We start from the raw sequence: 26004 nt of genomic DNA on the forward strand, positions 1-26004 counted from the left end.
TCGGGTGAACCACTGACACTTTTTTCGGGGCGACCATGACACGCTTGACCGCATCGCTACTGAGCGCCTCGGCCTACCAGGACGGCTTTGCGCGCGAACTCCTGCCGCCACCGGCCCAGTGGCCCGAGTTTTTATTCGACCTGCCCGAGCTGGATTATCCGCAGCGCGTCAACTGCGCCGCCGAACTGCTCGACGCGGCGGTCGAGCGTGGGGCGGGAGGGCGCATCGCCATCGTCGGCGAGCGCGAAAGCTGGACCTACGCGGAACTGCAGCGCCGGGTCGACCGCATCGCCCACGTGCTGCGCGCCGACCTGGGACTGGTCACCGGCAACCGCGTGCTGCTGCGCGGCGCGAACAACCCGATGATGGCGGCCTGCCTGCTGGCCGTGCTCAAGGCCGGCCTGATCGCCGTGCCCACCATGCCGCTGCTGCGCGCGCGCGAACTGACCGCCATCGTCGACAAGGCCAGCGTGGACGCGGTGCTGTGCGCGGCCAGCCTGCGCGGCGAGATCGACGCCATCGCAGCGTTGCCGCGCCATGTGGTGACGTTCAACGATCCCGACAACCCCGCCTCGCTGGAAGCCATGATGGCGCGCCATCCGGTGCCGTTCGCGGCGCACGCCTGCGCCGCCGACGACGTGTGCCTGATCAGTTTTACCTCGGGCACCACCGGCATCCCCAAGGGGACCATGCATTTTCACCGCGACGTGCTGGCCATCTGCGACTGTTTTCCGCGCCATACGCTGGCCGCGGCCGAAACCGACGTCTTCATCGGCACGCCGCCGCTGGCGTTCACTTTCGGGCTGGGCGGGCTCCTGCTGTTTCCGATGCGGGTCGGCGCCGCCGGCGTGCTGCTTGAAAAACTCACGCCCGACACGCTGCTGGCCGCCATTGAAAAATATCGCGCCACAGTGTGCTTTACCGCGCCCACCTTCTATCGCCAGATGGCGCCGCTGGCGGCGAACTACGATGTATCGAGCCTGACACGCACGGTGTCGGCCGGCGAAGCGCTGCCGCTGGCCACGCGCGAAGCCTGGCAGGCTGCCACCGGCCTGCGCATGATCGACGGCATTGGCGCGACCGAGCTGCTGCACATCTTCATTTCGGCGGCGGGCGACGCGATCCGGCCAGGGGCGACCGGCAAGCCGGTACCGGGTTACCAGGCCTGCATTCTCGATGCGAACGGCCAGCAGGTGGGGCCGGGCGTGATCGGCCGCCTGGCGGTGAAGGGGCCGACCGGGTGCCGCTACCTGGCCGACGAGCGCCAGAAGGATTACGTGCTCGGTGGCTGGAACCTCACCGGCGACGCCTATGAAATGGACGCCGACGGTTATTTCTACTATCGTTCGCGCACCGACGACATGATCATCTCGGCCGGCTACAACATCGCCGGCGCCGAAGTCGAAGAGGTGCTGCTGCGCCATGAAGCGGTGGCCGAATGCGGCGTGATCGGGCGGGCATGCGAGGAGCGCGGCCAGGTGGTGGAAGCGCACGTGGTGCTTCAACCGGGCTTCGAGCCGACCGAGGCGCTGGCCGCCCAGTTGCAGGACTTCGTCAAACTGCAGATCGCTCCCTATAAATATCCCCGCTCGCTCAGGTTCATCGACAAACTGCCGCGTACCGAAACCGGCAAGCTGCAGCGCTTCAAGCTGCGCGCTACCTAAACCGAAGACGAACCTCATGAATATTGTGTGCATCGGCGGCGGCCCCGCCGGACTGTATTTCAGCCTGCTGATGAAAAAGCAGGACCCGTCCCACCAGATCACCGTCGTCGAACGCAATCGCCCTTACGATACCTTCGGCTGGGGCGTGGTGTTTTCCGACCAGACGCTGGGCAACCTGGTGGGCGCCGATGAGCAGAGCGCGCGCGCCATTTCGCAGTCGTTCAATCACTGGGACGACATCGACATCTTCTTCAGGGGCGAGAAAGTCACTTCGGGCGGGCATGGTTTCTGCGGCATCGGGCGCAAGCGCCTGCTCAATATCCTGCAGCAGCGCTGCGAGGAACTGGGTGTGCAGCTGGTGTTCGAGAACGAGGTCGAGGACGACCAGGCGCTGGCGGGCAAGTACGGCGCCGACCTGGTGATCGCCTCTGACGGCTTGAACAGCCGTACCCGCAAGCGCTACGCCGGGACCTATCGACCCGAGATCGAGGCGCGCCGCTGCCGCTTCGTGTGGCTTGGCACGCGCAAGAAGTTCGATGCGTTCACGTTCGCCTTCACGGAGACGGAGCACGGCTGGTTCCAGGCGCATATTTATCAGTACGATGGCGACACCTCGACCTTCATTGTCGAAACGCCGGAAGAGGTGTGGCGCCGCGCCGGACTTGACCAGATGACGCAGGAAGAGGGCATCGCGTACTGCGAGCGCCTGTTCGCCGATCAGCTGGACGGGCATGCGCTGATGTCGAACTCGCCCCATCTGCGCGGTTCCGCCATGTGGATCACTTTCCCGCGCGTGGTGTGCGCGCAGTGGGTGCACTGGAGCATGGTGGGATCGACCCGGGTCCCGGTGGTGCTGATGGGCGATGCGGCCCATTCGGCGCATTACTCGATCGGTTCGGGAACCAAGCTGGCGCTGGAAGACGCGATCGAGCTGGCGCGCTGTTTCGGCACGCACGCGGATGCGGCGCAGGCGCTGGCGGAGTACCAGGAAGTGCGCGCGGTCGAGGTGCTCAAGCTGCAAAGCGCGGCGCGCAATTCGATGGAATGGTTCGAGAACGTGGAGCGCTACACCGCCATGGAGGCGCCGCAGTTCGCGTACTCGATGCTCACGCGCAGCCAGCGCCTGTCGCACGAAAACCTGCGCCTGCGCGACCCTGATTACATCGCCGGCTTCGAAACCTGGATTGCACGGCGCGCCTGCGAGCAGGCCGGCCTGGTGCCGCCGGCCGGCGCGCGCGTGCTGCCGATGCTCACGCCCTTCAAGCTGCGCGGCGTCACGCTGAAAAACCGCATCGTGGTCTCGCCCATGGCGCAGTACTCGGCGATTGACGGCGTGGCGGGCGACTATCATCTGGTGCACCTCGGAGCGCGCGCCCTGGGCGGCGCGGGCCTGGTGTTTGCCGAGATGACGTGCGTGTCGGCCGACGCGCGCATCACCCCAAGCTGCCCGGGCATGTACGCGCCCGGTCACACGGCGGCGTGGAAGCGCATCGTCGACTTCGTGCATGCCAGTTCGGACGCCAAGATCGCGCTGCAACTGGGCCATGCGGGTCCGAAAGGATCGACCAGGGCCATGTGGGACGGGATCGACCAGCCGCTCGAGAGCGGCAACTGGCCGCTCGTGGCCGCGTCGAGCGAACAGTATCTGGAGGGCGTATCGCAGACCGCGCGCGCCGCCACGTTCGATGACATGGACCGCATTGAAGCCGATTTCGTGCGCGCCACGCGCGCGGCCGCCGAAGCGGGCTTCGACTGGCTGGAGCTGCATTGCGCGCACGGCTATCTGCTGTCGTCCTTCATTTCGCCGCTGACCAACCGGCGCGATGACGCATTCGGGGGATGCCTGGAAAACCGCTGCCGCTATCCGCTGCGGGTGTTTCGCGCGATGCGCGCCGCATGGCCGGTGGACCGGCCGATCAGCGTACGCATTTCCGCGCACGACTGGGTCGATGGCGGCATCACGCCCGACGATGCGGTGCGGATCGCGCGCCTGTTCAAGGAGGCCGGCGCCGACATGATCGACTGCTCGTCGGGGCAGGTCAGCAAGCGCGAAAAGCCGGTGTACGGGCGCATGTTCCAGACCCCTTTCGCCGACCGCGTGCGCAACGAGGCGAAGATTCCGACGATCGCGGTCGGCTCGATTTTCGAGGCCGATCACGCCAACAGCATCATCGCGGCCGGCCGCGCCGATCTGTGCGCGGTGGGGCGGCCGCACCTTGCCAATGCGGCGTGGACGCTGACCGAGGCGGCGCGCATCGGCTTTTCGGCGATCGACTGGCCGAAGCAGTACCGGCCGGCCAAGCTGCAGCTGGAGCGCAACCTGGAACGCGAACGCCAGCTGGCCGCCGCGGGCGCAGGTATGAGCCCGCAGCAGGTCGCAGCCAGATTGCTGGAGGGCTGATGGACGAGCTCACGCCGCACAACGACGGCACGGCGCTGGACCTGGCCAGCCGCCTGACGCAGGATCATCATCAATCGCTCAAGCTGTGGCTGCGCATGCTTTCGTGCACGGTGCGCATCGAGAACGAGATTCGCAGCCGCCTGCGCACGACGTTCGACATCACCTTGCCGCGTTTCGACCTGATGGCGCAGCTGGAGCGCCATCCGGACGGGCTGCGCATGGGCGAGCTGTCCAGGCGCATGATGGTCACCGGCGGCAATATCACCGGCATCACCGACCAGCTGGAGCAGGAAGCGCTGGTGGTGCGCGTGCCCGACCCCAGGGACCGGCGCGCCTACAGTGTCAAGCTGACGCGCGAGGGCCACATGGCGTTCGCCAAAATGGCGGTGGTGCACGAAGAGTGGATCGCCGACCTGCTCAAGGATATCTCGCCCGACGACAAAGGGCAGCTCATCGCGCTGCTCTCGCAAATGAAACAGCATCTCCAATAAGGAATCCCATGCGTTACCTACCAGGCCAGGCGCAGCAATTGCCCGGCAACCGCAGCGCGCTGGCGTCGTACCAGGCCAGCCACTTTCGTTTCGAGGTCGAGGGCGCCGTCGCGACCTTGACCCTCAACCGGCCCGAGCGCAAAAACCCGCTCACGTTCGACTCCTACGCAGAGCTGCGCGACCTGTTTCGCGCGCTGGCATATGCCGACGATGTGAAGGCGGTGGTCATCACCGGCGCGGGCGAGAATTTTTGCTCGGGCGGCGATGTGCACGACATCATCGGTCCCTTGACCCAGCTCGACATGCCCGGCCTGCTGGCCTTTACGCGCATGACGGGCGATCTGGTCAAGGCGATGCGGGCCTGCCCGCAGCCGGTGATCAGCGCGGTCGATGGCATCTGCGCGGGCGCCGGCGCGATCCTGGCGCTGTCGTCGGACATGCGGCTGGGGACCGCGCGCAGCAAGACGGCGTTTCTGTTCACCCGCGTTGGCCTGGCCGGTTGCGACATGGGCGCGTGCGCGCTGCTGCCGCGCGTGATCGGGCAGGGGCGCGCCGCCGAACTGCTGTACACGGGCCGCTCGATGTCGGGCAGCGAAGCGGAGCGCTGGGGCTTTTTCAACAGTATCAGCGAGCCGGAAACGCTGCTGGCCGACGCCCGGGCGCTGGCCGCATCGCTCGCTTCCGGGCCCACTTTTGCGCATGGCATGACCAAGAAAATGCTGCAGCAGGAATGGAACATGGGCGTCGATGAAGCCATCGAGGCGGAAGCGCAGGCGCAGGCAATCTGCATGGCGACCAACGACTTCCATCGCGCCTATCACGCGTTCGTGGCCAAGCAGCGGCCTGTGTTCGAGGGGGACTGACATGGCCGACAAAACGTATCTGGAGTGGCCGTTTTTTAACGCCGGACACGCCGCGCTGGAACAGGCACTGGACACGTGGGCGAGCGCCAATCTGGCGCCCACGCACGGGCGGGAGGTCGATGGCGCCTGCCGCGCGCTGGTGCGCCAGCTGGGTGAGGGCGGCTGGCTTGATCATGCTGTCGGCGCCATCGACACGCGCGCCATTTGCGTGATCCGCGAAACGCTGGCGCGCCACGATGGCCTGGCCGATTTCGCGTTCGCCATGCAGGGGCTGGGATCGGGCGCGATTTCGCTGTTCGGCAGCGCCGCCAACAAGGAGCGTTACCTGCCGCGCGTGGCGCGCGGCGAGGCGATTGCGGCGTTTGCGCTGTCCGAGCCGCAGGCCGGGTCGGACGTGGCGGCGATGCAGTGCGCGGCCGTGCGTGACGGCGACGACTACGTGCTCGATGGCGAGAAGACCTGGATTTCCAACGGCGGCATCGCCGACTTTTACGTGGTGTTCGCGCGCACCGGCGAGGCGCCCGGGGCGCGTGGCATCAGCGCGTTTATCGTCGATGCGGACACGCGCGGGTTTTCGGTGGCCGAACGGATCGAGGTGATCGCCCCGCATCCGCTGGCGCGCCTGCGTTTCGATGGCTGCCGCGTCCCGAGCTCGCAGCGCCTGGGCGAGGCAGGGCAGGGCTTCAAGGTGGCGATGGCGACCCTGGACGTGTTCCGCACCTCGGTCGCGGCGGCGGCGCTGGGCTTTGCACGGCGCGCCTTCGACGAGGCGATCGCGCATGCCAGCACGCGCAAGATGTTCGGCCAGACCCTGGCCGATTTCCAGCTCACGCAGGCCAAGCTGGCGGAGATGGCGACCGGGATCGACGCTGCGGCGCTGCTCACGTACCGGGCCGCGTGGCAGCGCGACCAGGGCCGCAAGGTCACCAAGGAAGCGGCCATGGCCAAGATGACGGCGACCGAAACGGCGCAGAAAGTCATCGACGCCGCGCTGCAGATGTTCGGCGCGATGGGCGTGGTCAGCGAGCATCCGGTGGAGCGGCTGTACCGCGAAATCCGCGCGCTGCGCATTTATGAAGGCGCCACCGAGGTGCAGCAATTGATCATCGCGCGCGCGCTGCTGCGCGAAGCCGCGCCAGCGGTGGAAGGAAAGGCATAGCATGGAATTTCTACAACCGCCGGGCTGGGTGCGGGCACGCGGCTATTCGAATGGCGTGGCCGCCAGCGGGCGCACGGTGTGCGTGAGCGGCATGATCGGCTGGGACGGGCAGGGCGTGTTCCATACGGATGACTTCGCCGGACAGGTGCGCCAGGCGCTGCAGAACGTGGTCGATGTGCTGGCCGAGGGCGGTGCGCGGCCAGAGCACATCGTGCGCATGACCTGGTATGTGCTCGACAAGCATGAGTATCTGGGCGCGCACAAGGAAGTCGGCGCTGCGTATCGCGATGTGATCGGCCGGCATTTTCCGGCGATGACGGCGGTGCAGGTGGCTGGTCTGGTCGAGGACAGGGCGCGCGTGGAAATCGAGGTGACGGCCATTGTGCCGGCGTAGCTTGCCTGCCGCGGCGGGCGGGGCGCCGGAACGGATGCCAAACGTGCGCCCGTTACGGGTGATGGCGGGCCGCCGTATGATGCTTTGCCGCCGGCACAGCGCTGAGCTTTTGAAATTTTTTCGCTTTGTTCCCCTCGTCCGTACGTTGTCTGACTCACCTCAAGGCGCTCGTGGAATGCCCGATGACGGCACTCGCACAAGCCTACACTTGATGGCGCGGCGCGTGCCGTGCCAACCAGGGAAAGTCGATGAGCATGAATGCCGTGCCGAGCGGGCCGCCGGAACCTGACGACAATGGTGCGCCGGTTGCCGGCGGCGGCGGGCCGCCGTATGATGGCGACATGGACCGCCGCCTTACCGTGCTCGAAACGCGCTTTGACACCATCTTGCCGACCCTGGCTACCAAGGCGGACTTGGCCGGCCTGCGTCTGGATCTGAACGAAAAAACGGACAAGTTGCGTCTGGACCTGAACGAAAAAATGGACAAGTTGCGTCTGGACCTGAACGAAAAAATGGACAGATTGCGTTCGGATTTAGACGCTGCGTTGATGAGCACCGTGAAATGGTGCGCTGGTATCGCCTTAACGCTGTTTGCCGGCATGGCCGGCCAAGGTCTGTATCTGGGAACCCAGATCAATAAGCTCGCTGCGCGCCTGCCTCCAGCCTCTCCCGTGGCGCCGGGACCGGACCGGCCGGCGGCATCACCCACGCGGGCGGTACCTCCTGCGCCGCCCCAGCCGGGGCCCGCAGCGGAACCCGGCTAAACAGCGCCGATTGCGTTGCCACGCGCGGCCCGGTGTGAGCCGGGGCATGCTCCTGCGGCGTTATTGGCATTTCCGGCAAGCTGACGTTCGCGTGGCGCCCGCGCCTGGCGCTGCGGCACTGACACCGTCACCCGTATTGCCGCATCCACCCTCTCTACAGTGCTGACACCAATTTTTCATCAACCATGCCAATGGCGCCGAACTTTTGCGTTGTCACGCACTCTGACCAGTATCCGGGCACGATCACCCATCATTCTGCGGGGAAACAATGGACCAGCAACAAGCCAGGCAGCACGCGGCACGTTTCATCGACCAGTTGCGCCATCTTGAAGACGGCGGTCCATCCGCGGCCGATGCGCTGGCCAGACTGTTTGCCGACAATGCGCATCTGCGCAATCCCATCGCCGACCATGCGGGCCGCGAGCAGATCGCCGCCTTCTGGCGTAGCTACCGCGCCAGCTTCGGCACGGTGCGCTCCGCGTTCTCCCACATCACCACCGCCGACGCCTGCGCAGGCCTGTTCTGGCGCTCGGCCGGCACCGGTCCGCACGGCCAGCCGGTCGAGTACGAAGGCGTCACCCTGCTCGAATTCGACGATGCCGGGCAAATTACCCGTTTCCACGGCTATTTCGACAGCCGGCAAGTCCGGATCGAAGCACCGGCGCACTAACAGCAGGCGGGTTGCGCCACGGCCGGCGCGGGCATGACCGCGCGGGATCGACGGGGCGGCATGGCGACAGAGAGCGATACAGAGCGATACAGAGCGATACAGAGCGATACAGAGCGATATATAGCGACTGAGCGGGAGCGGCAATGGACACGGTGGCAGGGATCGACGCGATACTGTTTTCAAGAATCCAGTTCGGGTTCACGATCGCGTTTCATATTGTATTCCCAGCCTTTACGATCGGGCTGTCGGCCTTTATCGCCACCCTCGAAGTGCTGTGGCTGCGCACCAAGAAAACGCATTACCACACGCTGGCGCGCTTCTGGACCAAGATATTCGCGGTGTCGTTCGCCATGGGCGTGGTATCGGGCATCGTCATGGAATACCAGCTGGGCACCAACTGGAGCCGCTTCGCCCAGATCATCGGCAACACCCTGGGACCCCTGTTCAGCTACGAGGTGCTCACCGCCTTCTTTCTCGAAGCGAGCTTCCTCGGGATTATGCTGTTCGGCTGGAATCGCTTTCCGCCATGGCTGCACACGCTCGCCTGCATCGTGGTCGCGTTCGGGACGGCGCTGTCCGGGTTCTGGATTCTCTCGGCCAACAGCTGGATGCACACGCCGGCCGGGTTTGCGATGGAGCAGGGCATCACCTATCCCGTCAGCTGGTTCGACATCATCTTCAACCCCAGCTTTCCGTACCGCTTCACGCACATGATGATCGCCGCCTACCTGACGACCTCGCTGGTGGTCTGCGCGACCGGCGCCCGCTATGCGCTGGCCGGGCGCTTCATGCCGGAGGCGCGCACCATGCTGCATATGGGCCTGGGCATGCTGGCGGTGCTGGCGCCGCTGCAGGCGGTCGTGGGCGACCTGCATGGCCTGAACACCTTGCAATACCAGCCGGCCAAGGTCGCGGCGATCGAGGCGCACTGGGACGGTTCGCGGCCGGCTCCGCTGGTCCTGTTCGCCTGGCCCGACAGTGCCGCCGGCCGCAACCGGGCCGAAGTCGCGATACCGAACCTGGGCAGCCTGATCGTCACGCACGACTGGAACGGGCGCTTTCGCGGATTGCTCGACTTTCCCGCCGACCAGCGCCCGCCCGTGCTGCCCGTGTTTTTCATGTTCCGGCTGATGGTCGCGCTGGGCTTGCTGATGATTGCCATCGGCTGGGTTGGCGCCTGGCTGTGGTGGCGCAAGCGACTGATTGACGCGCGCTGGTTCCTGCGGCCGCTGGCGCGTGCCTGGCCGCTCGGCTTCATCGCCATCCTGGCCGGCTGGATGGTCACCGAAATCGGGCGCCAGCCCTGGATCGTGTACGGCGTGCTGCGTACCGCCCAGGCGGCGTCGCCCGTCACTGCCGCCCAGGTTGCCACGTCGCTGGCGCTGTTCGTGCTCGTGTATGTGGTCGTGTTTTCGGTTGGCGTGTGGTATATCGGCCGGATGATCGGCAGCGGGCCGCAGCCTGCGCTGCCGGGGCCGGACACCTTGCCCAACCGCCCGCTGGCGGGCGGCCAGCCGGCGCCGCCAGCGCAGCCGCAGGTGACGCCATGAGCGACCCGGCGTACCTGCTGCCCGTGATCCTGGCGCTGGTGCTGGGCGTGGCCTTGTCGATGTACGTCGTGCTCGACGGCTTCGACCTGGGCATCGGCATCCTGTTCCCTTTCTTTCGCGACGAATCGGCGCGCGATCAGATGATGAATTCGGTGGCGCCTTTCTGGGATGGCAACGAGACCTGGCTGGTACTCGGTGGCGTCACGCTATGGGCGGCGTTTCCCAAGGCTTTCGCCATCATCCTGCCGGCCATGTACCTGCCGGTGCTGGTGCTGCTGCTGGCATTGATTTTCCGCGGGGTGGCATTCGAGTTCCGTTGGGTGGCCAGGCATCATCAGCGCGTCTGGGATGGCGCTTTCGCCGCCGGCTCGACCTTGGCCGCGTTCGCGCAAGGCGTGATCCTGGGCGGCCTGCTGCAAGAGATCCGGGTGCGCGACGGCCAGTTCGCGGGCGCCCCTTTCGACTGGATGACCCCGTTCGCGATCATGTGCGGGCTGGGGCTGGTCAGCGGCTACGCGCTGCTGGGCGCGACCTGGCTGCTGATGAAGACCGAGGGCGAGGTCGAACGCAAGGTGCGCAGGATGGCGCCCGCCTTGCTGGCCGGGCTGCTGGGGTTCATCGTGCTGGTCAGCGTCTGGACGCCGCTGCAGATTCCCCGCATTGCGCAGCGCTGGTTCAGCGTACCGAACATCGTGTTCCTTTCCCTGGTGCCGGTGGCCACCGCGCTTTGCGCGTGGCTGTGCTGGCGCGGCATCCGCCACGGGCGCAGCGTGCTGGCGTTCGCGGCAGCGGTGGGCGTGTTCCTGCTGGCGATGGCGGGGCTGGTGCTGTCGAACATGCCTTACGTGGTGCCGCCCGTGCTCACGGTATGGCAGGCCGCGTCCCATCCGGCATCGCAGCTTTTCTATCTGGTGGGCGCGGCGATCCTGCTGCCGATGATACTGGCGTACACGGCGCTGGTGTTCTGGCTTTTCAGGGGCAAGATCAGGGCGGGGGAGGGCTATCACGCTTGAGCGGCGCGGGGCGCGCAAGGCGCTGGCGCGGACGTTTCTCAGCCGAAATGTGCGACAACTTTCAGGCTGAGCTTGTAGGCTGCGGCTTTCGGGCGGCCCGCAGCGAGCCGTACACCGCACTTGAAGGAGACCACATTTGGATATCCATGCCATCACTTCCCCGCTGGCCGGGATCGCCCCGGCCAACTGGCTGCTCGCCTTGGCCGTGGCCATCGCCAGCTATGTCATCATGCACGGCGCCGTCGTGCTGTTCCGCCGCCATCTCGCCAGGCTGAGCGAGCAGGGACGGGCCGACCGGCCCGCCGCCGAATTGCTCAAGGCCACCCTGGCGCGCACCAGCAAGCTGGCGCTGATCGTCACCGCGCTGCTGTTCGGGCTGACGGTGCTCGATCTCGGCGCGCCTTGGGACGACCGGGTGCGCCATCTGTGGTTCATCGCCCTTGGCGCCCAGCTGGCGCTGTATCTGGACCGCGCCCTGAGCGTCGGCGCGCAGCGCTACTTCCGCAGCCGCGCCAGCGCGCCGGACGCGCCCGCCACCGTGGCGAACACGCTCATGGTCTGGGTGCTGAAAACCGTGCTGTGGGTGGTGTTTTTGCTGGCCGTGCTGTCGAACGTGGGCATCGATGTATCGACCCTGGTGGCCAGCCTTGGGATTGGCGGCATAGCCGTCGCGCTGGCGGTGCAAAATGTGCTCGGCGACCTGTTCGCCTCGCTCTCGATTGCCGTCGACAAGCCGTTCGAGGTGGGCGACTCGATCAGCGTCGCCGGCTTTTCGGGCAATGTCGAACACGTGGGTCTGAAGACGACCCGCATCCGCTCCGACAGCGGCGAGCAGATCGTCATCGCCAACGCCGAACTGCTGAAAAACACGCTGCGCAACTTCAAGCGCATGTCGACCCGGCGCGTGCAGTTTTCGCTGCGCGCCAATCCGGCCACCACCACGGCCCAGGCAGCCCAGGTGCCGCCGGCCCTGCGCGCCATTATCGAAGCGCAGGAGGGCGTGCGCTACGACCGCGTGCACCTGAAAAGCGTGACCCAGGAAGCGCTCGAATTCGATGTCGTGTTCCATGTGCTCGATCCTTCCTACGGACGCTACATGGATATCCAGCAATCCATCCTGCTGGCGGCGATGGAGGCGTTCGAGCAACTGGGCGTGTCCACGGTCGGCGCGTCGCGCCATCTGCTGATCGAGCGCGTCGCGCGCCCCGGCAGCGCCAAACCGGCGGCGACCGTCAAGCCGGCAGCGGCGCTGCACAATATCGTGTCGACGCGCAAGCAGCCGGCCGGAATGTGAGTTTTGCAGCGGTAACGAAACGGCCTGGGTCGGCGTTTCCGCGCACAATGTCTCCAAGGAGGAATGTGCAATATGGATACCGCAGTCAGATTTCCCACTACGCCCAAGGCCATCCGGGCGCGCGCGCTCGAGCTGTCGGCCCGCATGAGCGTCGAGAAAGCCTTCCAGGCCATCGTGCGCAATTGCCTCGACCAGATCGAGGCCAACGAAACCGGCGTGATCAAGTACCACGATGTCGAGAGCCTGCACCAGATGCGGGTCGGCCTGCGCCGCCTGCGCTCGGCCCTGGGCATGTTCGACGAGGTGCTCAGCCTGCCCGTGGCGCTGCGCCAGGAGCTCGACTGGCTGGTCTCCCAGCTGGGGCCGGCGCGCGACTGGGATGTGCTGGCCGGGTCGACCTTGCCGCGCATCACCAATACGCTCGATACGGACGCGCCGCTGGTGCGGGTGCAGCATGCCGCCGCCGACAAAGCCATGGCCCTGCATGCGGCGGCCGGAGCGGCCATCGCGTCGGAGCGCTACCAGAACCTGATCGGCAATCTCGAGCGCTGGTTTGACGAGCGCGGCTGGCGCGCGATGCAGCTGCCTGCCGACAAGGTAAAGCTCAAGATGCGCATTGGCGACTTCGCCAGGGGCATTCTCGAAAAAGACCAGCAGCGTCTTATCAAGCGTGGCCGCAAACTGAAAGGCGCCGATCCCGAGGCACGCCACCGGGTGCGCATCGCCGCCAAGAAAACGCGCTATGCCGCCGAATTTTTCGCCTCGCTGTATCCGCGCAAAACCGTGCGGCCCTACGTCAAGGCGCTGGCCAGCTTGCAGGAGGAACTCGGCTTAATGAACGACGTCAGCGTGGCCGACGGCCTGCTCCGGCAGCTAAGTGAAGGCGACGAAGAGTTGAAGGACGGCACAGGGTTCCTGCGCGGCTACCTGGCTTCGCACCGCCGCCAGGGCGACGGCAAATTGCGCAAACTGTGGAAGCGTTTTGTACCTTTGCGCGCGCCGGGATAATAGATCGCTGCGGATGAGAATGTGGACATCGTACAAGGTGCGCTGAAAAAGACGTGGCTGGGCCAAAACCGCGTCGTCGGATACAATCGGATCATTATTTATTTTTAATTTAATGTGATCAGTGGCAATTCTCCCATGATCGCGATCCTCCGCCAAGTCGATGTCCTCTCCCGGCGCATCGACGCTTTGTGAAAGTGTTGATGCGCCCGTTCCCGATCGTCCTTACCGCTGTCTTGCTGGCCGGCTGTGCCTCGTCCGGTCCGGTTCAAACCGGCAAGGACACCTATATGATCGCTAAAACCAGCGGCGGCGGCATGTTTGTCTCGGGCGCCACGGTCAAGGCCGACCTGATCCAGGAGGGCGTGGCCTTCTGCACCAAAAACGGTAAAACGCTCGAACTGATCAGCGGCGAGGGCAAGAACGCCATTCCGTTCGCGCGTACCTCGTCGGCCGAGATCAGCTTCAAATGCGTCGGCGGATAAGCAAGCGGGCATTGCCTGCGACAGGACCGATCCGCTGAAGCCCAGCATGCCATGTACTGTCTCGACGTATCTGTCACTTGCCCATCGGGCGGACGCTAACTTGCATCACTGCCAATGGTTGGCTGCTCGCCGAAGGGGATGAAATGAATATCACACCAAGCTACCGTACTGCCGCGTTGGCCGGAGCATGGACCGCCATCGGCATGATCGGATTCGAGGCCGTGGACGCCGCAAATCCGGATTCCGTCCTTGGCCACAACCTGGTGTTTTTTGCGGGCTCTGCCGTGTTTCTCTTTGTGCCCGTGTTTTTCCTCGTGATTGGCCGCGATACTGGCTGTTTCAGCACTACCTGGTTCCTCGACCCGCAAGAACGTGCGGCGTACTGGGTCGTCACGAAAACGATGCTGGTCTGGTTTGCCAGCGTAGCGGTGGCAGGCTCCATCGGCGCGCTGGCCGGAAGCGGTCTGGGCTTGCAGTAGCCATGCGGCGCGCAGGCAGGCTGCCGCGCCCCTTGTCCGGGCGATGCTTATCGCCCCGAACAGACTGGTCCCTCCGACAAGAATCGAACTTGTATCCCACGCTTAGGAGGCATGTGCACTATCCATTGTGCTACGGAGAGGACGCTGCGATTCGGCGATCGGCGCCCGCCTGAGGCGGCCCGGTGTCGTGAATCGACGCAATTATAGCCGAGGATTGCGCCCTAAATGGCGGCAAATTGGGTGTCCTCTGTCCCAAGTCGGTACAATGCGTGCTTCATTCATTCATCTGGCCGGTTTTCCTGCCTGCGCACTTACCCTCTATGGCTGTCATTTCTCTCTCGTCGGCGCAACTTGCGTTCGGCCACGTCGCGTTGCTCGATCACGCGGAATTTTCCCTTGAAACCACGGAGCGCGTCGGCCTGATCGGGCGCAACGGCACCGGCAAGTCCTCGCTGCTGAAAACCATTTCGGGCAAATTCAAGCTCGATGATGGCTTGCTGGTCATGCAACAAGGCATCAAAATCGCCTATGTCGAGCAGGAACCGACCTTCGACCCGAGCATGTCGGTGTTCGATGCGGTTGCCGCCGGCATGGGTGGCCAGGCCGCCATGCTGGCCGAATACGAAGAGTTGACCGGCCAGTTCGGCCAGGGCGACGACGATGCGCTGATGGAACGCATGCACGAGCTGCAAGTCCAGCTCGACGCTACCGATGGCTGGAGCATGCAAAACAAGGTCGACACCACCCTCGACCGCCTCAGCCTGTCCGGCGATGCGCTCATGGGCACGCTGTCGGGCGGGATGCAAAAGCGCGTCGCGCTGGCCGTGGCGCTGGTCTCCGCGCCCGACGTGCTGCTGCTCGACGAGCCGACCAACCACCTCGACTTCCGCTCGATCCTGTGGCTGGAAAGCCTGTTGCGCGACTTCAAGGGCTCGGTCCTGTTCATCACCCACGATCGTAGCTTCCTCGATAACGTCGCCACCCGCATCATCGAACTCGACCGCGGCAAGCTGCTGTCGTATCCGGGCAATTTCAGCGCCTACCAGACGCGCAAGGCCGAACAGCTGGAAATCGAAGAAGTCGAAGCGGCCAAGTTCGATAAATTCCTGGCCCAGGAAGAAGTCTGGATCCGCAAGGGCGTCAAGGCGCGCCGCGTGCGCGACGAAGGCCGCGTGCGCCGCCTGGAAGCGCTGCGCCTGCTGCGCGCCGCGCGCCGCGACCAGCAGGGCCAGGTCAAGCTCGAAGTGTCGTCGGGCGAGCGCTCGGGCAAGATCGTGGCGGACCTGGAAAACGTCAACAAGGCGTACGGCGACAAAGTCATCGTCAGCAACTTCAGCGGCACCATCTTGCGTGGCGACAAGGTCGGCCTGATCGGCGCCAACGGCGCAGGCAAGACCACCTTGCTGAAAATGATCCTTGGCGAAGAGCAAGCCGACAGCGGCACCGTGCGTCTTGGCACCAAGCTGCAGGTCGCGTACTTCGACCAGATGCGCGCCCAGCTCAATGAAGAAGCCAATCTGATGGAAACCATCGCCCCGGGCAGCGACTGGGTCGAGATCAATGGCGCGCGCAAGCACGTCATGACCTACCTGAACGACTTCCTGTTCGCGCCGGAACGGGCCCGTTCGCCGGTCAAGTCGCTCTCCGGCGGCGAGCGCAACCGCCTGCTGCTGGCGCGCCTGTTCGCCAAGCCGGCCAACTGCCTGGTGCTCGATGAGCCGACCAACGATCTGGACATCGATACCCTCGAACTGCTCGAAGAGTTGTTGGAAGACTACACCGGCACCGTGTTCCTGGTCAGCCACGATCGTACCTTCCTCGACAATGTCGTGACCCAGGTGATCGTGGCCGAAGGCGAGGGCAACTGGCGCGAATTCGTGGGTGGCTATTCCGACTGGGAACGCGTGAAAGGCCAGATCCAGGCCCAGAGCAGCGCCGCCGCGCCGAAAGCCGTTGTTAAAACTCCTACAACATCTGCTGGTGTTCCTGTTGCCAAAAAGGTAAAATTGAGTAACAAGGAACAGCGCGAGCTCGAAGAGCTGCCATTATTGATAGCCAGCCTGGAGGACGAGCAATCGGCCATCACGCAGCAACTCAATGCACCGGACTTTTACAGGACCAACCCGGCCGATGCCAAGCGCCTCAATACGCGCTTTGCCGAAATCGATCAGCTTCTGAGCGATGCGCTGGAAAAGTGGGAACTGATCGAAGCCCGTTCAAAGGGATGATCACCATAGATTAAACAGGAGCAGGCAGTTGCCTGGCAGATGAAGAACCATGTCCGAACGCAATGAACAACCCGACCTGACGGCGCCTGCCGCTGCCAACGTTCCGATGTTCAGTCGCTCGGCCTGGGCCCGCATCCTGCCGTTCCTGGTCTATATCTTCTTCATCATCGCGGTCGATGTCCTGACCCGCCTGGGCTTCGACGCCCAGGCGCTGCGCTGGATGTACGCCCTCAAGATCGGCGCCGTCCTGGCCACCCTGGCCTGGTTCTGGCGCGATTACACCGAACTGCATGCCTGGCGCCTGGGCGCGCTGGCCAGTGCCGTGGCCGTCGTCACCGGCGTGGTGGTGCTGGTGCTGTGGGTCAGCCTGAACGCCGACTGGATGGTGATTGGCGCGCCCGAGGGCTTCAATCCCACCACCGGCGGCCAGATCGACTGGCTGATGGTGGCCGTGCGCATCGCCGGCGCCGCCCTGGTCGTGCCCGTCATGGAAGAACTGTTCTGGCGCTCTTTCCTGATGCGCTGGATCGATTCCGATCATTTCGAGTCGCTTGATCCAGCACAAATAAGCCTCAAAAGTTTTGTGATCGGCGTCGTCCTGTTTGGATTTGAGCATAACCTGTGGCTGGCCGGGATCGTCGCCGGCGCCGCCTATTCCCTGTTGTACATGAAACATCGCAGCCTGTGGTCATCCATCCTCGCGCACGCCGTCACCAACGGCCTCCTGGGGCTGTGGATTGTGCGAACAGGAAATTGGACATACTGGTAATATCTCGCCAATTCGAAATGACTTGAACAAAGACTAACAAATGCCTTCCTCCTTGCCACCTTATCCGACCTGCCCACGCCGGGCGCCGGGCGCCGCCGCGCCGGGCGCCGTCGCGCTGGCCCTTGCCCTGGGCGTTGCTGCCGCCGTTCCGGCCTGGGCCGGGCCGTCCGATGCGTTCCACGTTTACGGCGGCCTCGGCTATTTCTACGATGACAACCTGTTTCGCCTGGAAGACGAGTCGCCTGGTTACGACAATCAGCGCAGCGATTCGGCGCGCCAGAGCGTGGCCGGGGTCATTGTCGACAAAACCTACAGCCGCCAGCGCATCCAGCTGCAGGGCAAACTGTCGAAAGTGGCGTACTCGCACTTCCGCCAGCTCGATTACGACGGCAAGGATTTCCAGGGTACCTGGAACTGGCAGCTCGGCAACCATCTGGAAGGCAGCCTCGGCGCCACGTACGCCCAGAGCCTGGCGCCGTACACCGATTTCCAGAGCCGCGAGCGCAACCTGCGCGTGCAGCGCCGCCAGTTCGTCGATGCCGCCTGGCGCATGCATCCGAGCTGGCGCGTGCGCGGCGCCGCCTCGCGCGACAAATATACGTATGAGCTGCTGGTGCAGCGCTATAACGACCGCACCCAGGACGCGGTCGAAGCCGGCTTCGACTACCTGCCGCGCAGCGGCAGCAGCGCCGGCCTGGTGGCGCGCCGCCTGACCGGCAAGTACCTGAACAAGCGCATTATCGCCGGCCTGGTGCGCGACGACGATTACGAGCAGGATGAACTGAAGGCGCGCGTGGTCTGGCGCGCCACGCCCATCCTCACGCTGCAGGGGCTGGCCGGCTACGCCAAGCGCAAGAATGCGCAGGCGGGCCCGCACGATGTCGGCGGCTTCAACGGGCGCGTCACGGCGGACTACAGTCCGCGCCAGAAGCTGCGCCTCACTACCGCGGCCTGGCGCGAGTTTGCCGCCATCGATAATTATTACTATACCTTCAGCCTGAACCGCGGCGCGAGCCTGGGCGCCAGCTGGGATGCCATGGCCAAGGTGCGCTTCGACAGCTCGCTGAGCGTGGAACAGCGCTCCTACGAAGGCCGCCTGCTGCCCAATTCGCCGGGCGACCTGAGCGACACATTGCGCACGGCGACGTTCGGCGCCACCTGGGTTCCCGCGCAGTCGGTGCAATTTTCTACCTCTTTCATCCACCAGGAGCGCAGCGGCGCGCAATTCCTCGGTAATGGAAGCTTCAAGGCGAACACGGTTTCAGTGAACGCCAATGCGCAGTTCTAAAGGTGCCCATGACGGTCAATGACATCCCCTTAATTTCGTTCTTCCAGCGCGTGCTCGATCCCCTGATCATCATGGGGACCCTGTACGTCTCGTCGATGTACTTCGATGAACCGTTTACGGGCTATTCGCTGGTATTGATGATTCTCGCGTTCTTCGTCTCGTCGGCCGTCTACCAGCACGTCGATCCGTACCGGACCTGGCGCAGCGGGCGCATGCTGGCCTATATGCGCGACACCGTGTTCGGCTGGATCCTGACCGTGTGCGTGCTGCTGTTTCTCGGTTCGGCCAGTGGGCTGTCGTATTATTACGACAACAAAGTGGTGCTGGCCTGGTTCATCGCCACCCCGATCGTGATGCTGGTGAGCCACCTGGCGGTGCGCCGCGTTTCCGTCGGCCCCGGCAACAATACCGAAATGCGCTCGGTGGTGGTGATCGGCGCCAATGACGTCGGCATCAAGTTCGCCGGCATCTGCGAGCGCCACAAGAACCTGTTCATGCAGATGCACGGCTTTTTCGACGACCGCACCGAAGACCGCCATCCGGCCAACCTGCGCCATCCGATGCTGGGCAAGATGGCCGATATCGCCGCCTATGTGCGCGAACATAACATCAAGATGATCTTCATCAGCCAGCCGATCTCGGCCCAGCCGCGCATCCGCAAGCTGCTCGACGAACTGCAGGACACCACGGCCTCGGTCTACTTCCTGCCCGATATCTATGTGTTCGACCTGATGCAGGCGCGCTTCGACAACGTCGGCGGCATGCCGGTGATCGCCATCTGCGAAACCCCGTTCATGGGCTTGAACAGCATGGTCAAGCGCACCAGCGACATCGTGCTCGGCCTGATCATCCAGCTGATGCTGCTGCCGATCATGCTCGTCATCGCCGCCGCCGTGAAGTTCACCTCGCCCGGACCGGTGATCTTCCGCCAGCGCCGCTATGGCCTGTACGGCGAGGAAATCATCGTCTACAAGTTCCGCTCGATGACCGTGACCGAAAATGGCGATACCGTCGTGCAGGCGCGCAAGGGCGACCAGCGCATCACCCGGGTCGGCGCGTTTTTGCGCAAGAGTTCGCTGGACGAGCTGCCCCAGTTCTTCAACGTGCTGCAGGGACGCATGAGCATCGTCGGTCCGCGTCCGCACGCGGTGGCGCACAACGAGCAGTACCGCAAGCTGATCAAGGGCTACATGCTGCGCCACAAGGTCAAGCCCGGCATCACCGGCTGGGCCCAGGTCAACGGCATGCGCGGCGAGACCGAAACGCTGGACAAGATGGAAGCGCGCATCCAGTACGATCTCGATTATCTGCGCAGCTGGTCGCTCTGGCTCGACCTGTGGATCATCGTCAAGACGGTCAAGGTGGTGTTCAGCCGCGAGAATGCGCACTAATACAACAAGGCGTATTAAGCCGGCCTTAATGCTCTACCGCAGTGCAGCAAAAGTTGTTTCGCCGTCATCAGCAACGCGCTAAAATGAAGGACGGCGCGGGCGCCGCAGCCCGCCCGCCGGCCATCATGCAGGGCGCAATAGCAGCACCATTTAAACGCATCGATTTGCCGATGTGTGTAATAATCCCGGCAATCTCGTTGTGTATTAATCAAGCTTTATAAACAAAATTGAGGAATAAATTGAACAACTCCACCCTGGCCATGTCGCCGCCATCCCACAAACGTTTGCTGTGCGCCGCCCTCATGGTCGCGCTCGCCGGACTTGCCGGCTGCGGCAACAAAGACAGCAAGCCCAAGGTGGGCCAGGCGCTGGTCAGCGTCAATGGAGAAGAAATCACCGAGCTGCAGCTGAGCGAAGAGCTGATGCTGGCCAATGTGCCGCCGGCCCAGCAGGCCGAGGCCAGCAAGAAGCTGGTCGAAGCCCTGATCGACCGCCAGCTGCTGCAAAATGAGGCGGCCAAGGACAAGACCGACCGCGATCCGAAGGTGGTGCAGGCGATCGAACGGGCCAAGGCCCTGATCATCGCCCAGTACTACATGCAAAAGAAAGTCGGCGGCCTGGCCCGTCCGACCGCCGCCGAAATCAGCGATTACTACACCAAGAATCCCGACTTCTTCGCCGCCCGCAAGCAGTTCGACATGAAGCAGCTGGTGATCCAGTCGAAAGACCTGAGCGACGAAGTCAAGAACGTGGCCGAGAACGCCAAGTCGCTCGACGACGTGGCCGTCTGGTTCGACGCCAACAAGATCAAGTACATGCGCGCCCAGGCGTCGCGCACCACCTCCGACCTGGCGCCGGAAATGTCCGCCAAGCTCAAGAGCATGCCGAAGAACCAGCTGTTCATCGTCAAGGAAGGCGAGCGCAGCATGCTGGTATCGATCGTCGACGTACGCGACAACCCGGCCTCGCTCGAAGTGGCTTCGCCGCAGATCGAGAAATTCCTGTTCAACAAGCGCACCAAGGACGCCGCCGATGCCGAACTCAAGCGTCTGCGCACGGCCGCCAAGATCGATTACCTGAAAACCCCGACCCTGGCCGCCACGCCAGCCGCTCCGGCGACGGCCGCCGCGCCAGCGACTGCGGCGCCAGCCGACGCCGCGCCAGCGCCGGCCCAGCCGGGGGCCGACGACGCCGCCACGGCGCGCGGCGTGGCAGGCCTGAAATAAGCGGCCCCGGCCGCCGTCCCGACTACTGAAACTGAACTGATTAGAGGTGAAAATAATGAAACAACTGGTACACGGCCTGATGGCTTTCCTGATGACCATGACGATGGGCGCGGCCATGGCCGCCGATCTGCTGCTCGGACCGGGCGACGTGCTCAAGGTCTCCGTCTACGGCAGTCCCGACCTGACCCTGGAAACCCGGGTCAGCGAAGGCGGCAATATCAGTTTCCCCCTGATCGGCCAGGTGCCGGTGGCCGGCCTGTCGGCGGCGGCGGCGGAAAAGAAGATCGCTTCCCTGCTGGAAGCGGGCAACTACGTCAAGAAGCCGCAAGTGAACGTGATCGTCACCGCGGTGCAGAGCCAGCAGGTATCGGTGCTGGGCCAGGTTAACCGCCCGGGCCGCTACCCGATCGAAGGCAAGCGCAGCCTGATGGACTTGCTGGCCATGGCCGGCGGCATCAACGGCGAAGGCGGCGACCGCGTCAGCCTGATCCGCACCCGCGACGGCAAGACCACGCGCGAGGAAATCGATGTCATCGAAATGATCCGCGCCGGCCAGCTGGCCAAGGATTACGCCTTGTCCGGCAACGACGTCGTGTACGTCGAGCGCGCCCCGAAATTCTACATCTACGGCGAAGTGCAGCGTCCGGGCGCGTTCCGCCTCGAGCGTTCGATGACCGTGGTGCAGGCCCTGTCGGCCGGCGGCGGCCTGTCCATGCGCGGCACCGAGCGCGGCCTGGTCATCAAGCGCCGCGATGCGGACGGCAAGATTCGCCTGATCGACGCCAAGCAGGACGACCTGCTGCAAGTTGACGACGTCGTCTTCGTCAAGGAAAGCTGGTTCTAATTTTTTGGCCGGGGCCCCGGCCTGCGGCCCCGGCCCGCGGCCTTGGCCGCCGCACCATATCGAGAGTTACTAAATGAATTTATCCCAGTTCCTGCTGATTTTGTATGCGCGCAAGTACATCATCCTCGCGACCTTGCTGGTCACCGTCACCCTGACCCTGATGGTCAGCCTGTCGATGCCCAAGACTTACCAGGCCACGGCGTCCGTGCTGCTCAACTACAAGGGTGTGGATCCGCTGACCGGGATGGCGATGCCGAGCCAATTGTTGCCGGGTTATATGGCAACCCAGATCGATATCATCAGCAGCAAGAACGTTGCCGGAAGGGTGGTCGACCAGCTCAAGATGGCGGAAAACCCGACCGTGGTCGATCAGTTCAAGAAAGCCACCGGCGGCAACGGTACCGTGCGCGACTGGCTCGCCGGCCTCTTGCTGCACAAGCTCGACGTGGTGCCCTCGCGCGAAAGCAGCGTGGTGGAAATCAATTTCAAGGGCGCCGATCCGCAATTCGTGGCGGCCGTGGCGAATGCGTTCGCCGAGGAATACCAGAAGCTGAGCATCGAACTGAAGGTCGAGCCGATGAAAAAGGCCGCGGCCTACTTCAACGAGCAGACCAAAATGCTGCGCGGTAACGTTGAAGCGGCCCAGAGCCGCCTTTCCAAGTACCAGCAGGACAATGGTATCGTCAGCGTCGACAACCGTCTCGACGTCGAATCGAACCGCCTCAACGATCTGTCGGCCCAGCTGGTCTCGGCCCAGGGCCAGGCCATGGAAGCCAATTCGCGCCAGGGCATGGCGCAGGGTTCGCGCGGCGCCGATTCGCCCGACGTGGCCGCCAATCCGCTGGTGCAGAACCTCAAGGTGCAGCTGGCCGGCGCCGAATCGCGCCTGGCCGAAGTGGGCCAGCGCCTGGGCCAGAACCATCCGCAGTACCTGAGCGTCAAGGCCGAAGTCGACAAGATCAACGCCAACCTGTCGACCCAGCTGCGCGCCGCCTCCAACAATGTCGGCAGCAACGCCGCCATCCTGCAGCAGCGCGAAGCGTCGGTGCGTGCGGCGCTGGCAGCCCAGAAGGCCAAGGTACTGGAACTGAACCGCAGCCGCGACGAACTCGGCGTGCTGGTCAAGGATGTCGAGAGCGCCCAGCGCGCATTCGATGCCACCTCGCAGCGTTTCTCGCAGACCCGCATCGAGGGCGCTTCCGAGCAGTCCGACATCGCCGTGCTCAATCCGGCCACCGCACCGCTGGGCGCCAACGGTCCGCGCGTGATGCTCAACACCATGCTGTCGGCCTTCCTCGGCGTCATGCTGGGCCTGGGCTTCGCCCTGCTGACCGAAATGATCGACCGCCGCGTGCGTTCCGAAACCGATATGGCCGAAGTGCTGCAGATGCCGGTGCTCGGCGTGATCGACTGGACCGCGCCGAAGCGCCGCCGCTACAGCGCGATCAATTCGCTGCTGCCGCGCCGCCTGCGCCTGGGCTAGCAGCCCGCGCCTGAACCAACAATAGGAAACACCATGACGCAGACCGAGCTTTCCCTCGCCGCCTCCGAGAAACTGAAACGCGCCGATTCGAGCATCGGCGGCTTGCTGCTGGAGTCGGGCAAGATCACCCCCGAGAACGCCGAGCGCGTGCTGCGCATGCAGAAGGAACTGGGGATCCGCTTCGGCGAGGCCGCCCAGCGCCTGGGCCTGATCAATGAGGCCGACATCCAGCAAGTGCTGGCGCGCCAGTTCGACTATCCCTACCTGCAGCCGGGCGAGGGCAGCTATTCGCCGCACCTGGTGGCGGCCTACGATCCGTTCAGCCCGCAGGTCGAAACCCTGCGCGCCGTGCGCAGCCAGCTGATGCTGCGCTGGTTCGCGCGCGGGCGCAAGTCGCTCACCGTGGTCGGCATCGACCGCGGCGATGGCGCCAGCCTGTTCGCGGCCAACCTGGCGGTGGTGTTTTCCCAGCTGGGCGAGCACACCCTGCTGGTCGACGCCAACCTGCGCAAACCGGCCCAGCACAGCATCTTCAATATTCCCGGCCGCCAGGGCTTGTCGGACGTGCTGGCCGGCCGCGCCGACCTCGACGTGGTGGCCCATGTCGGCTCCTTCGTCGACCTGTCGGTGCTGGGCGCCGGCACCTTGCCGCCGAATCCCCAGGAACTGCTCAGCCGCAGCAATTTCGCCGGCCTGAACGCCCAGCTCGAATCGAAATACGACGTCACCCTGTACGACGTGGCCGCCAGCCAGGCCGGGCTCGACGCCCTGGTGCTGGCCGCCCGCACCGGCGGCGTGCTGATCGTCGCGCGCAAGAACAAAACCCATATGGGCGATGTCAATGCCCTGGCCGAACAGGTCGCCCAGAACGGCGCCGTGGTGGTCGGCTCGGTTCTGGTGGACTTCAAATGAGCGCGCAGGCCAAATCGACCCTGCCGGCCGGACTGTCCGGCAACGGGCCGCTGCCGTCCTGGGCGCCGATCGCGCTCGGCCTGCTGCTGATGTATGTGCCGAGCTTCTACGATATCCTCACCGGCCTGTGGTCGACCGAAGAGCAGGCCCACGGCCCCATCATCCTCGGCATTTCGCTGTGGCTGCTGTACCGCAACTGGGGCCAGATGCTGGCCGTCAGCGAAGGCCAGCGCGGCAGCTCGCTGGGCTGGCCGCTGCTGGTGCTGTCCGTGTTCGTATACTTCATCGGCCGTTCGCAAGGCATCGCCATCTTCGAGATCGGCTCCTTCCTCGGCACCCTGATGGCGCTGATCCTGCTCATGCGCGGCACGCGCGCGCTGCGCGCCCAGTGGTTCCCGTTCTTCTTCATGCTGTTCATGCTGCCGCTGCCGGGTTCGCTGGTCGACATGCTGACCATGCCGATGAAAACCGCCGTCTCCTGGGTCGTCGGCAACGTGCTGTACTGGGTCGGCTATCCGATCTCGCGCAGCGGCGTCATTCTCCAGATCGGCCAGTACAAGCTGCTCGTGGCCGATGCCTGCGCCGGCCTGCACACCCTGTTCACGCTGGAAGCGCTGGGCCTGCTGTACCTGAACATCGTGCGCCACAATTCGCTGTTCCGCAACATCACCCTGGCCATCCTGATCGTGCCGATCTCGTTCCTTTCCAACGTGATCCGGGTCATGGTGCTCACCCTGATCACCTACCACCTGGGCGACGCGGCCGGGCAGGGCTTCCTGCACGGTTTCGCCGGCATGGTGCTGTTCGTCTCGGCGCTGCTCCTCATTATCGCCACCGATTCGCTGCTGCGCTTCGGTGCCTCCGACAAGGAAGCGCTGCCGCTGTTCGCCGGCGCAGGAGGCCCGCCGGCCCTGACGGCCGACTACGGAACGCTGCGCATGGCCGCGCTGGCCGCGCTGCTGATGGGCGGCGCGCTGCTGGCCACGGTGGCCATCAAGCCGCAGAAAATGCTCTCTGAAAGCATGCCGGCGATCAGCCTGGAAACTAGCGTGCCGGGGGCATTCGGCGACTGGAAGATCGATCCCGATGCGGTGGCCATGGTGCCGTCGTCCGTGCAGCAGGAAAAAGTGGCGACCATCTACAGCCAGACCCTGTCGCGCACCTACATCAACAGCCGCGGCCAGCGCGTGATGCTGACCATCGCCTACGGATCCAACCAGACCCAGTCGATGCGCGCCCACCGCCAGGAAGTGTGCTACTCGGCCCAGGGTTTCCAGATCCGCGACCTGCATAATGAAAACCTGGTGTTCGACGGCATGCCGGTACCGGTCACGCGCATGGTGGCCAGCAATGGCCCGCGCATCGAGCCGGTCACCTACTGGTTCACCATGGGCAGCAGCGTGGTGCGCAGCTATCTCGACCGCCAGGTGGTGCAGCTCAAGTATGCCCTGTCGGACTTCATTCCGGACGGCTACCTGTTCCGCGTCTCGTCCATCGAGCCCGACGACAAGGCCGCCTTCGCCGCCCAGGATGCGTTTGTGAACGACCTGATGAAGCACCTTGCGCCACCGGTGCGCGCCAAGCTGATCGGCGCTCCTGCGTGATGTGGTGCGGATTGTTTAACACGGGGA

General features: G+C 64.5%; 23 protein-coding genes and 1 tRNA gene. 23 read left to right on the forward strand and 1 reads right to left on the reverse strand.

Annotation, left to right across the window (positions count from 1 at the left end):
• Window positions 1–35: 35 nt before the first annotated feature.
• From RBA40_RS03980 to RBA40_RS04045, 14 genes are all read left to right on the forward strand, one after another.
• Window positions 36–1664, forward strand: a complete 1629-nt coding sequence (locus tag RBA40_RS03980; RefSeq protein ID WP_306646158.1) for an AMP-binding protein — start codon at window positions 36–38, stop codon at window positions 1662–1664.
• Window positions 1665–1680: 16 nt separating this feature from the next.
• The gene (locus RBA40_RS03985) at window positions 1681–4065 is read left to right on the forward strand and encodes a bifunctional salicylyl-CoA 5-hydroxylase/oxidoreductase (protein WP_306646160.1); all 2385 of its coding nucleotides are present in this window, start codon (window positions 1681–1683) and stop codon (window positions 4063–4065) included.
• Window positions 4065–4556: a MarR family winged helix-turn-helix transcriptional regulator gene (locus RBA40_RS03990; RefSeq protein ID WP_306646162.1), complete on the forward strand. Its 492-nt coding sequence runs from the start codon at window positions 4065–4067 to the stop codon at window positions 4554–4556. Before RBA40_RS03985 ends, RBA40_RS03990 begins: the two co-directional genes overlap by 1 nt.
• Window positions 4557–4564: 8 nt before the next feature.
• Window positions 4565–5419: an enoyl-CoA hydratase family protein gene (locus RBA40_RS03995; RefSeq protein WP_306646164.1), complete on the forward strand. Its 855-nt coding sequence runs from the start codon at window positions 4565–4567 to the stop codon at window positions 5417–5419.
• Window position 5420: 1 nt separating this feature from the next.
• Window positions 5421–6578: an acyl-CoA dehydrogenase family protein gene (locus RBA40_RS04000; RefSeq protein ID WP_306646166.1), complete on the forward strand. Its 1158-nt coding sequence runs from the start codon at window positions 5421–5423 to the stop codon at window positions 6576–6578.
• 1 nt (window position 6579) lies between these two features.
• Window positions 6580–6972, forward strand: a complete 393-nt coding sequence (locus RBA40_RS04005; RefSeq protein WP_306646168.1) for a RidA family protein — start codon at window positions 6580–6582, stop codon at window positions 6970–6972.
• A gap of 248 nt (window positions 6973–7220) precedes the next feature.
• Window positions 7221–7736 (forward strand): hypothetical protein, encoded by a 516-nt coding sequence (locus RBA40_RS04010; protein ID WP_306646170.1) that lies wholly within the window; start codon window positions 7221–7223, stop codon window positions 7734–7736.
• Window positions 7737–8004: 268 nt separating this feature from the next.
• Window positions 8005–8406, forward strand: a complete 402-nt coding sequence (locus RBA40_RS04015) for a nuclear transport factor 2 family protein (RefSeq protein WP_306646172.1) — start codon at window positions 8005–8007, stop codon at window positions 8404–8406.
• A 143-nt stretch (window positions 8407–8549) separates the two neighbouring features.
• Window positions 8550–9956: a cytochrome ubiquinol oxidase subunit I gene (locus RBA40_RS04020; protein ID WP_306646174.1), complete on the forward strand. Its 1407-nt coding sequence runs from the start codon at window positions 8550–8552 to the stop codon at window positions 9954–9956.
• Window positions 9953–10969, forward strand: a complete 1017-nt coding sequence (gene cydB / locus RBA40_RS04025; RefSeq protein WP_306646176.1) for a cytochrome d ubiquinol oxidase subunit II — start codon at window positions 9953–9955, stop codon at window positions 10967–10969. Before RBA40_RS04020 ends, cydB begins: the two co-directional genes overlap by 4 nt.
• A 136-nt stretch (window positions 10970–11105) precedes the next feature.
• Window positions 11106–12263 carry a mechanosensitive ion channel family protein gene (locus tag RBA40_RS04030; protein WP_306646178.1) on the forward strand — a complete coding sequence of 386 codons (1158 nt, stop codon included), beginning with the start codon at window positions 11106–11108 and terminating at the stop codon, window positions 12261–12263.
• Between the two features lie 72 nt (window positions 12264–12335).
• A complete protein-coding gene (locus RBA40_RS04035) occupies window positions 12336–13271 on the forward strand; it encodes a CHAD domain-containing protein (RefSeq protein ID WP_306646180.1) in 936 nt (311 codons plus the stop codon).
• Window positions 13272–13471: 200 nt separating this feature from the next.
• Window positions 13472–13753, forward strand: a complete 282-nt coding sequence (locus tag RBA40_RS04040; protein WP_306646182.1) for a hypothetical protein — start codon at window positions 13472–13474, stop codon at window positions 13751–13753.
• A gap of 143 nt (window positions 13754–13896) precedes the next feature.
• Entirely contained in the window at window positions 13897–14232 is a 336-nt protein-coding gene (locus RBA40_RS04045) for a hypothetical protein (protein WP_306646184.1), read from the forward strand.
• Between the two features lie 65 nt (window positions 14233–14297).
• Here the strand turns inward: RBA40_RS04045 and RBA40_RS04050 are convergent.
• Window positions 14298–14372 (reverse strand) — tRNA-Arg (locus RBA40_RS04050).
• Between the two features lie 180 nt (window positions 14373–14552).
• Here RBA40_RS04050 and RBA40_RS04055 point away from each other — a divergent pair.
• The 9 genes from RBA40_RS04055 to xrtB all read left to right on the forward strand — a co-directional run bounded on the left by RBA40_RS04055 (window position 14553) and on the right by xrtB (window position 25977).
• The gene (locus RBA40_RS04055; RefSeq protein WP_306646186.1) at window positions 14553–16460 is read left to right on the forward strand and encodes an ATP-binding cassette domain-containing protein; all 1908 of its coding nucleotides are present in this window, start codon (window positions 14553–14555) and stop codon (window positions 16458–16460) included.
• Window positions 16461–16509: 49 nt separating this feature from the next.
• The gene (locus tag RBA40_RS04060; RefSeq protein ID WP_229413742.1) at window positions 16510–17229 is read left to right on the forward strand and encodes a CAAX prenyl protease-related protein; all 720 of its coding nucleotides are present in this window, start codon (window positions 16510–16512) and stop codon (window positions 17227–17229) included.
• A gap of 40 nt (window positions 17230–17269) precedes the next feature.
• The gene (gene epsL, locus RBA40_RS04065; RefSeq protein WP_306646188.1) at window positions 17270–18517 is read left to right on the forward strand and encodes an XrtB/PEP-CTERM-associated polysaccharide biosynthesis outer membrane protein EpsL; all 1248 of its coding nucleotides are present in this window, start codon (window positions 17270–17272) and stop codon (window positions 18515–18517) included.
• A gap of 8 nt (window positions 18518–18525) precedes the next feature.
• Window positions 18526–19908, forward strand: a complete 1383-nt coding sequence (locus tag RBA40_RS04070; protein ID WP_306646189.1) for an undecaprenyl-phosphate glucose phosphotransferase — start codon at window positions 18526–18528, stop codon at window positions 19906–19908.
• A 239-nt stretch (window positions 19909–20147) separates the two neighbouring features.
• Window positions 20148–21134, forward strand: a complete 987-nt coding sequence (locus tag RBA40_RS04075) for an EpsD family peptidyl-prolyl cis-trans isomerase (protein ID WP_306646191.1) — start codon at window positions 20148–20150, stop codon at window positions 21132–21134.
• Window positions 21135–21189: 55 nt separating this feature from the next.
• On the forward strand, window positions 21190–21978 hold the full coding sequence (epsE, locus tag RBA40_RS04080) for a polysaccharide export protein EpsE (RefSeq protein WP_306646192.1): 789 nt from the start codon (window positions 21190–21192) through the stop codon (window positions 21976–21978).
• Between the two features lie 73 nt (window positions 21979–22051).
• Entirely contained in the window at window positions 22052–23461 is a 1410-nt protein-coding gene (epsF, locus tag RBA40_RS04085; protein ID WP_306646193.1) for a chain length determinant protein EpsF, read from the forward strand.
• 33 nt (window positions 23462–23494) lie between these two features.
• Complete coding sequence (epsG, locus tag RBA40_RS04090; RefSeq protein ID WP_306646194.1) at window positions 23495–24373, forward strand: chain length determinant protein tyrosine kinase EpsG; 879 nt, start codon at window positions 23495–23497, stop codon at window positions 24371–24373.
• Window positions 24370–25977 (forward strand): exosortase B, encoded by a 1608-nt coding sequence (gene xrtB, locus RBA40_RS04095; RefSeq protein ID WP_306646196.1) that lies wholly within the window; start codon window positions 24370–24372, stop codon window positions 25975–25977. Before epsG ends, xrtB begins: the two co-directional genes overlap by 4 nt.
• Window positions 25978–26004 lie beyond the last annotated feature (27 nt).

Source organism: Massilia pseudoviolaceinigra, from assembly GCF_030846505.1.
Lineage (GTDB): Bacteria > Pseudomonadota > Gammaproteobacteria > Burkholderiales > Burkholderiaceae_D > Telluria_A > Telluria_A violaceinigra.

Excerpts from the sequence above, each read along its gene's own strand:
- RBA40_RS04020 (WP_306646174.1), top strand. The coding sequence starts at position 8,550 with ATGGACACGGTGGCAGGGATCGACGCGATACTGTTTTCAAGAATCCAG.
- epsL (WP_306646188.1), top strand. The coding sequence starts at position 17,270 with ATGCCTTCCTCCTTGCCACCTTATCCGACCTGCCCACGCCGGGCGCCG.
- epsF (WP_306646193.1), top strand. The coding sequence starts at position 22,052 with ATGAATTTATCCCAGTTCCTGCTGATTTTGTATGCGCGCAAGTACATC.
- RBA40_RS04015 (WP_306646172.1), top strand. The coding sequence starts at position 8,005 with ATGGACCAGCAACAAGCCAGGCAGCACGCGGCACGTTTCATCGACCAG.
- RBA40_RS03985 (WP_306646160.1), top strand. The coding sequence starts at position 1,681 with ATGAATATTGTGTGCATCGGCGGCGGCCCCGCCGGACTGTATTTCAGC.
- RBA40_RS04010 (WP_306646170.1), top strand. The coding sequence starts at position 7,221 with ATGAGCATGAATGCCGTGCCGAGCGGGCCGCCGGAACCTGACGACAAT.
- RBA40_RS04005 (WP_306646168.1), top strand. The coding sequence starts at position 6,580 with ATGGAATTTCTACAACCGCCGGGCTGGGTGCGGGCACGCGGCTATTCG.
- RBA40_RS04000 (WP_306646166.1), top strand. The coding sequence starts at position 5,421 with ATGGCCGACAAAACGTATCTGGAGTGGCCGTTTTTTAACGCCGGACAC.
- RBA40_RS03990 (WP_306646162.1), top strand. The coding sequence starts at position 4,065 with ATGGACGAGCTCACGCCGCACAACGACGGCACGGCGCTGGACCTGGCC.
- epsG (WP_306646194.1), top strand. The coding sequence starts at position 23,495 with ATGACGCAGACCGAGCTTTCCCTCGCCGCCTCCGAGAAACTGAAACGC.
- xrtB (WP_306646196.1), top strand. The coding sequence starts at position 24,370 with ATGAGCGCGCAGGCCAAATCGACCCTGCCGGCCGGACTGTCCGGCAAC.
- RBA40_RS03980 (WP_306646158.1), top strand. The coding sequence starts at position 36 with ATGACACGCTTGACCGCATCGCTACTGAGCGCCTCGGCCTACCAGGAC.
- RBA40_RS04045 (WP_306646184.1), top strand. The coding sequence starts at position 13,897 with ATGAATATCACACCAAGCTACCGTACTGCCGCGTTGGCCGGAGCATGG.
- RBA40_RS04055 (WP_306646186.1), top strand. The coding sequence starts at position 14,553 with ATGGCTGTCATTTCTCTCTCGTCGGCGCAACTTGCGTTCGGCCACGTC.
- RBA40_RS04070 (WP_306646189.1), top strand. The coding sequence starts at position 18,526 with ATGACGGTCAATGACATCCCCTTAATTTCGTTCTTCCAGCGCGTGCTC.
- epsE (WP_306646192.1), top strand. The coding sequence starts at position 21,190 with ATGAAACAACTGGTACACGGCCTGATGGCTTTCCTGATGACCATGACG.
- RBA40_RS04040 (WP_306646182.1), top strand. The coding sequence starts at position 13,472 with ATGCGCCCGTTCCCGATCGTCCTTACCGCTGTCTTGCTGGCCGGCTGT.
- RBA40_RS03995 (WP_306646164.1), top strand. The coding sequence starts at position 4,565 with ATGCGTTACCTACCAGGCCAGGCGCAGCAATTGCCCGGCAACCGCAGC.
- cydB (WP_306646176.1), top strand. The coding sequence starts at position 9,953 with ATGAGCGACCCGGCGTACCTGCTGCCCGTGATCCTGGCGCTGGTGCTG.
- RBA40_RS04035 (WP_306646180.1), top strand. The coding sequence starts at position 12,336 with ATGGATACCGCAGTCAGATTTCCCACTACGCCCAAGGCCATCCGGGCG.
- RBA40_RS04060 (WP_229413742.1), top strand. The coding sequence starts at position 16,510 with ATGTCCGAACGCAATGAACAACCCGACCTGACGGCGCCTGCCGCTGCC.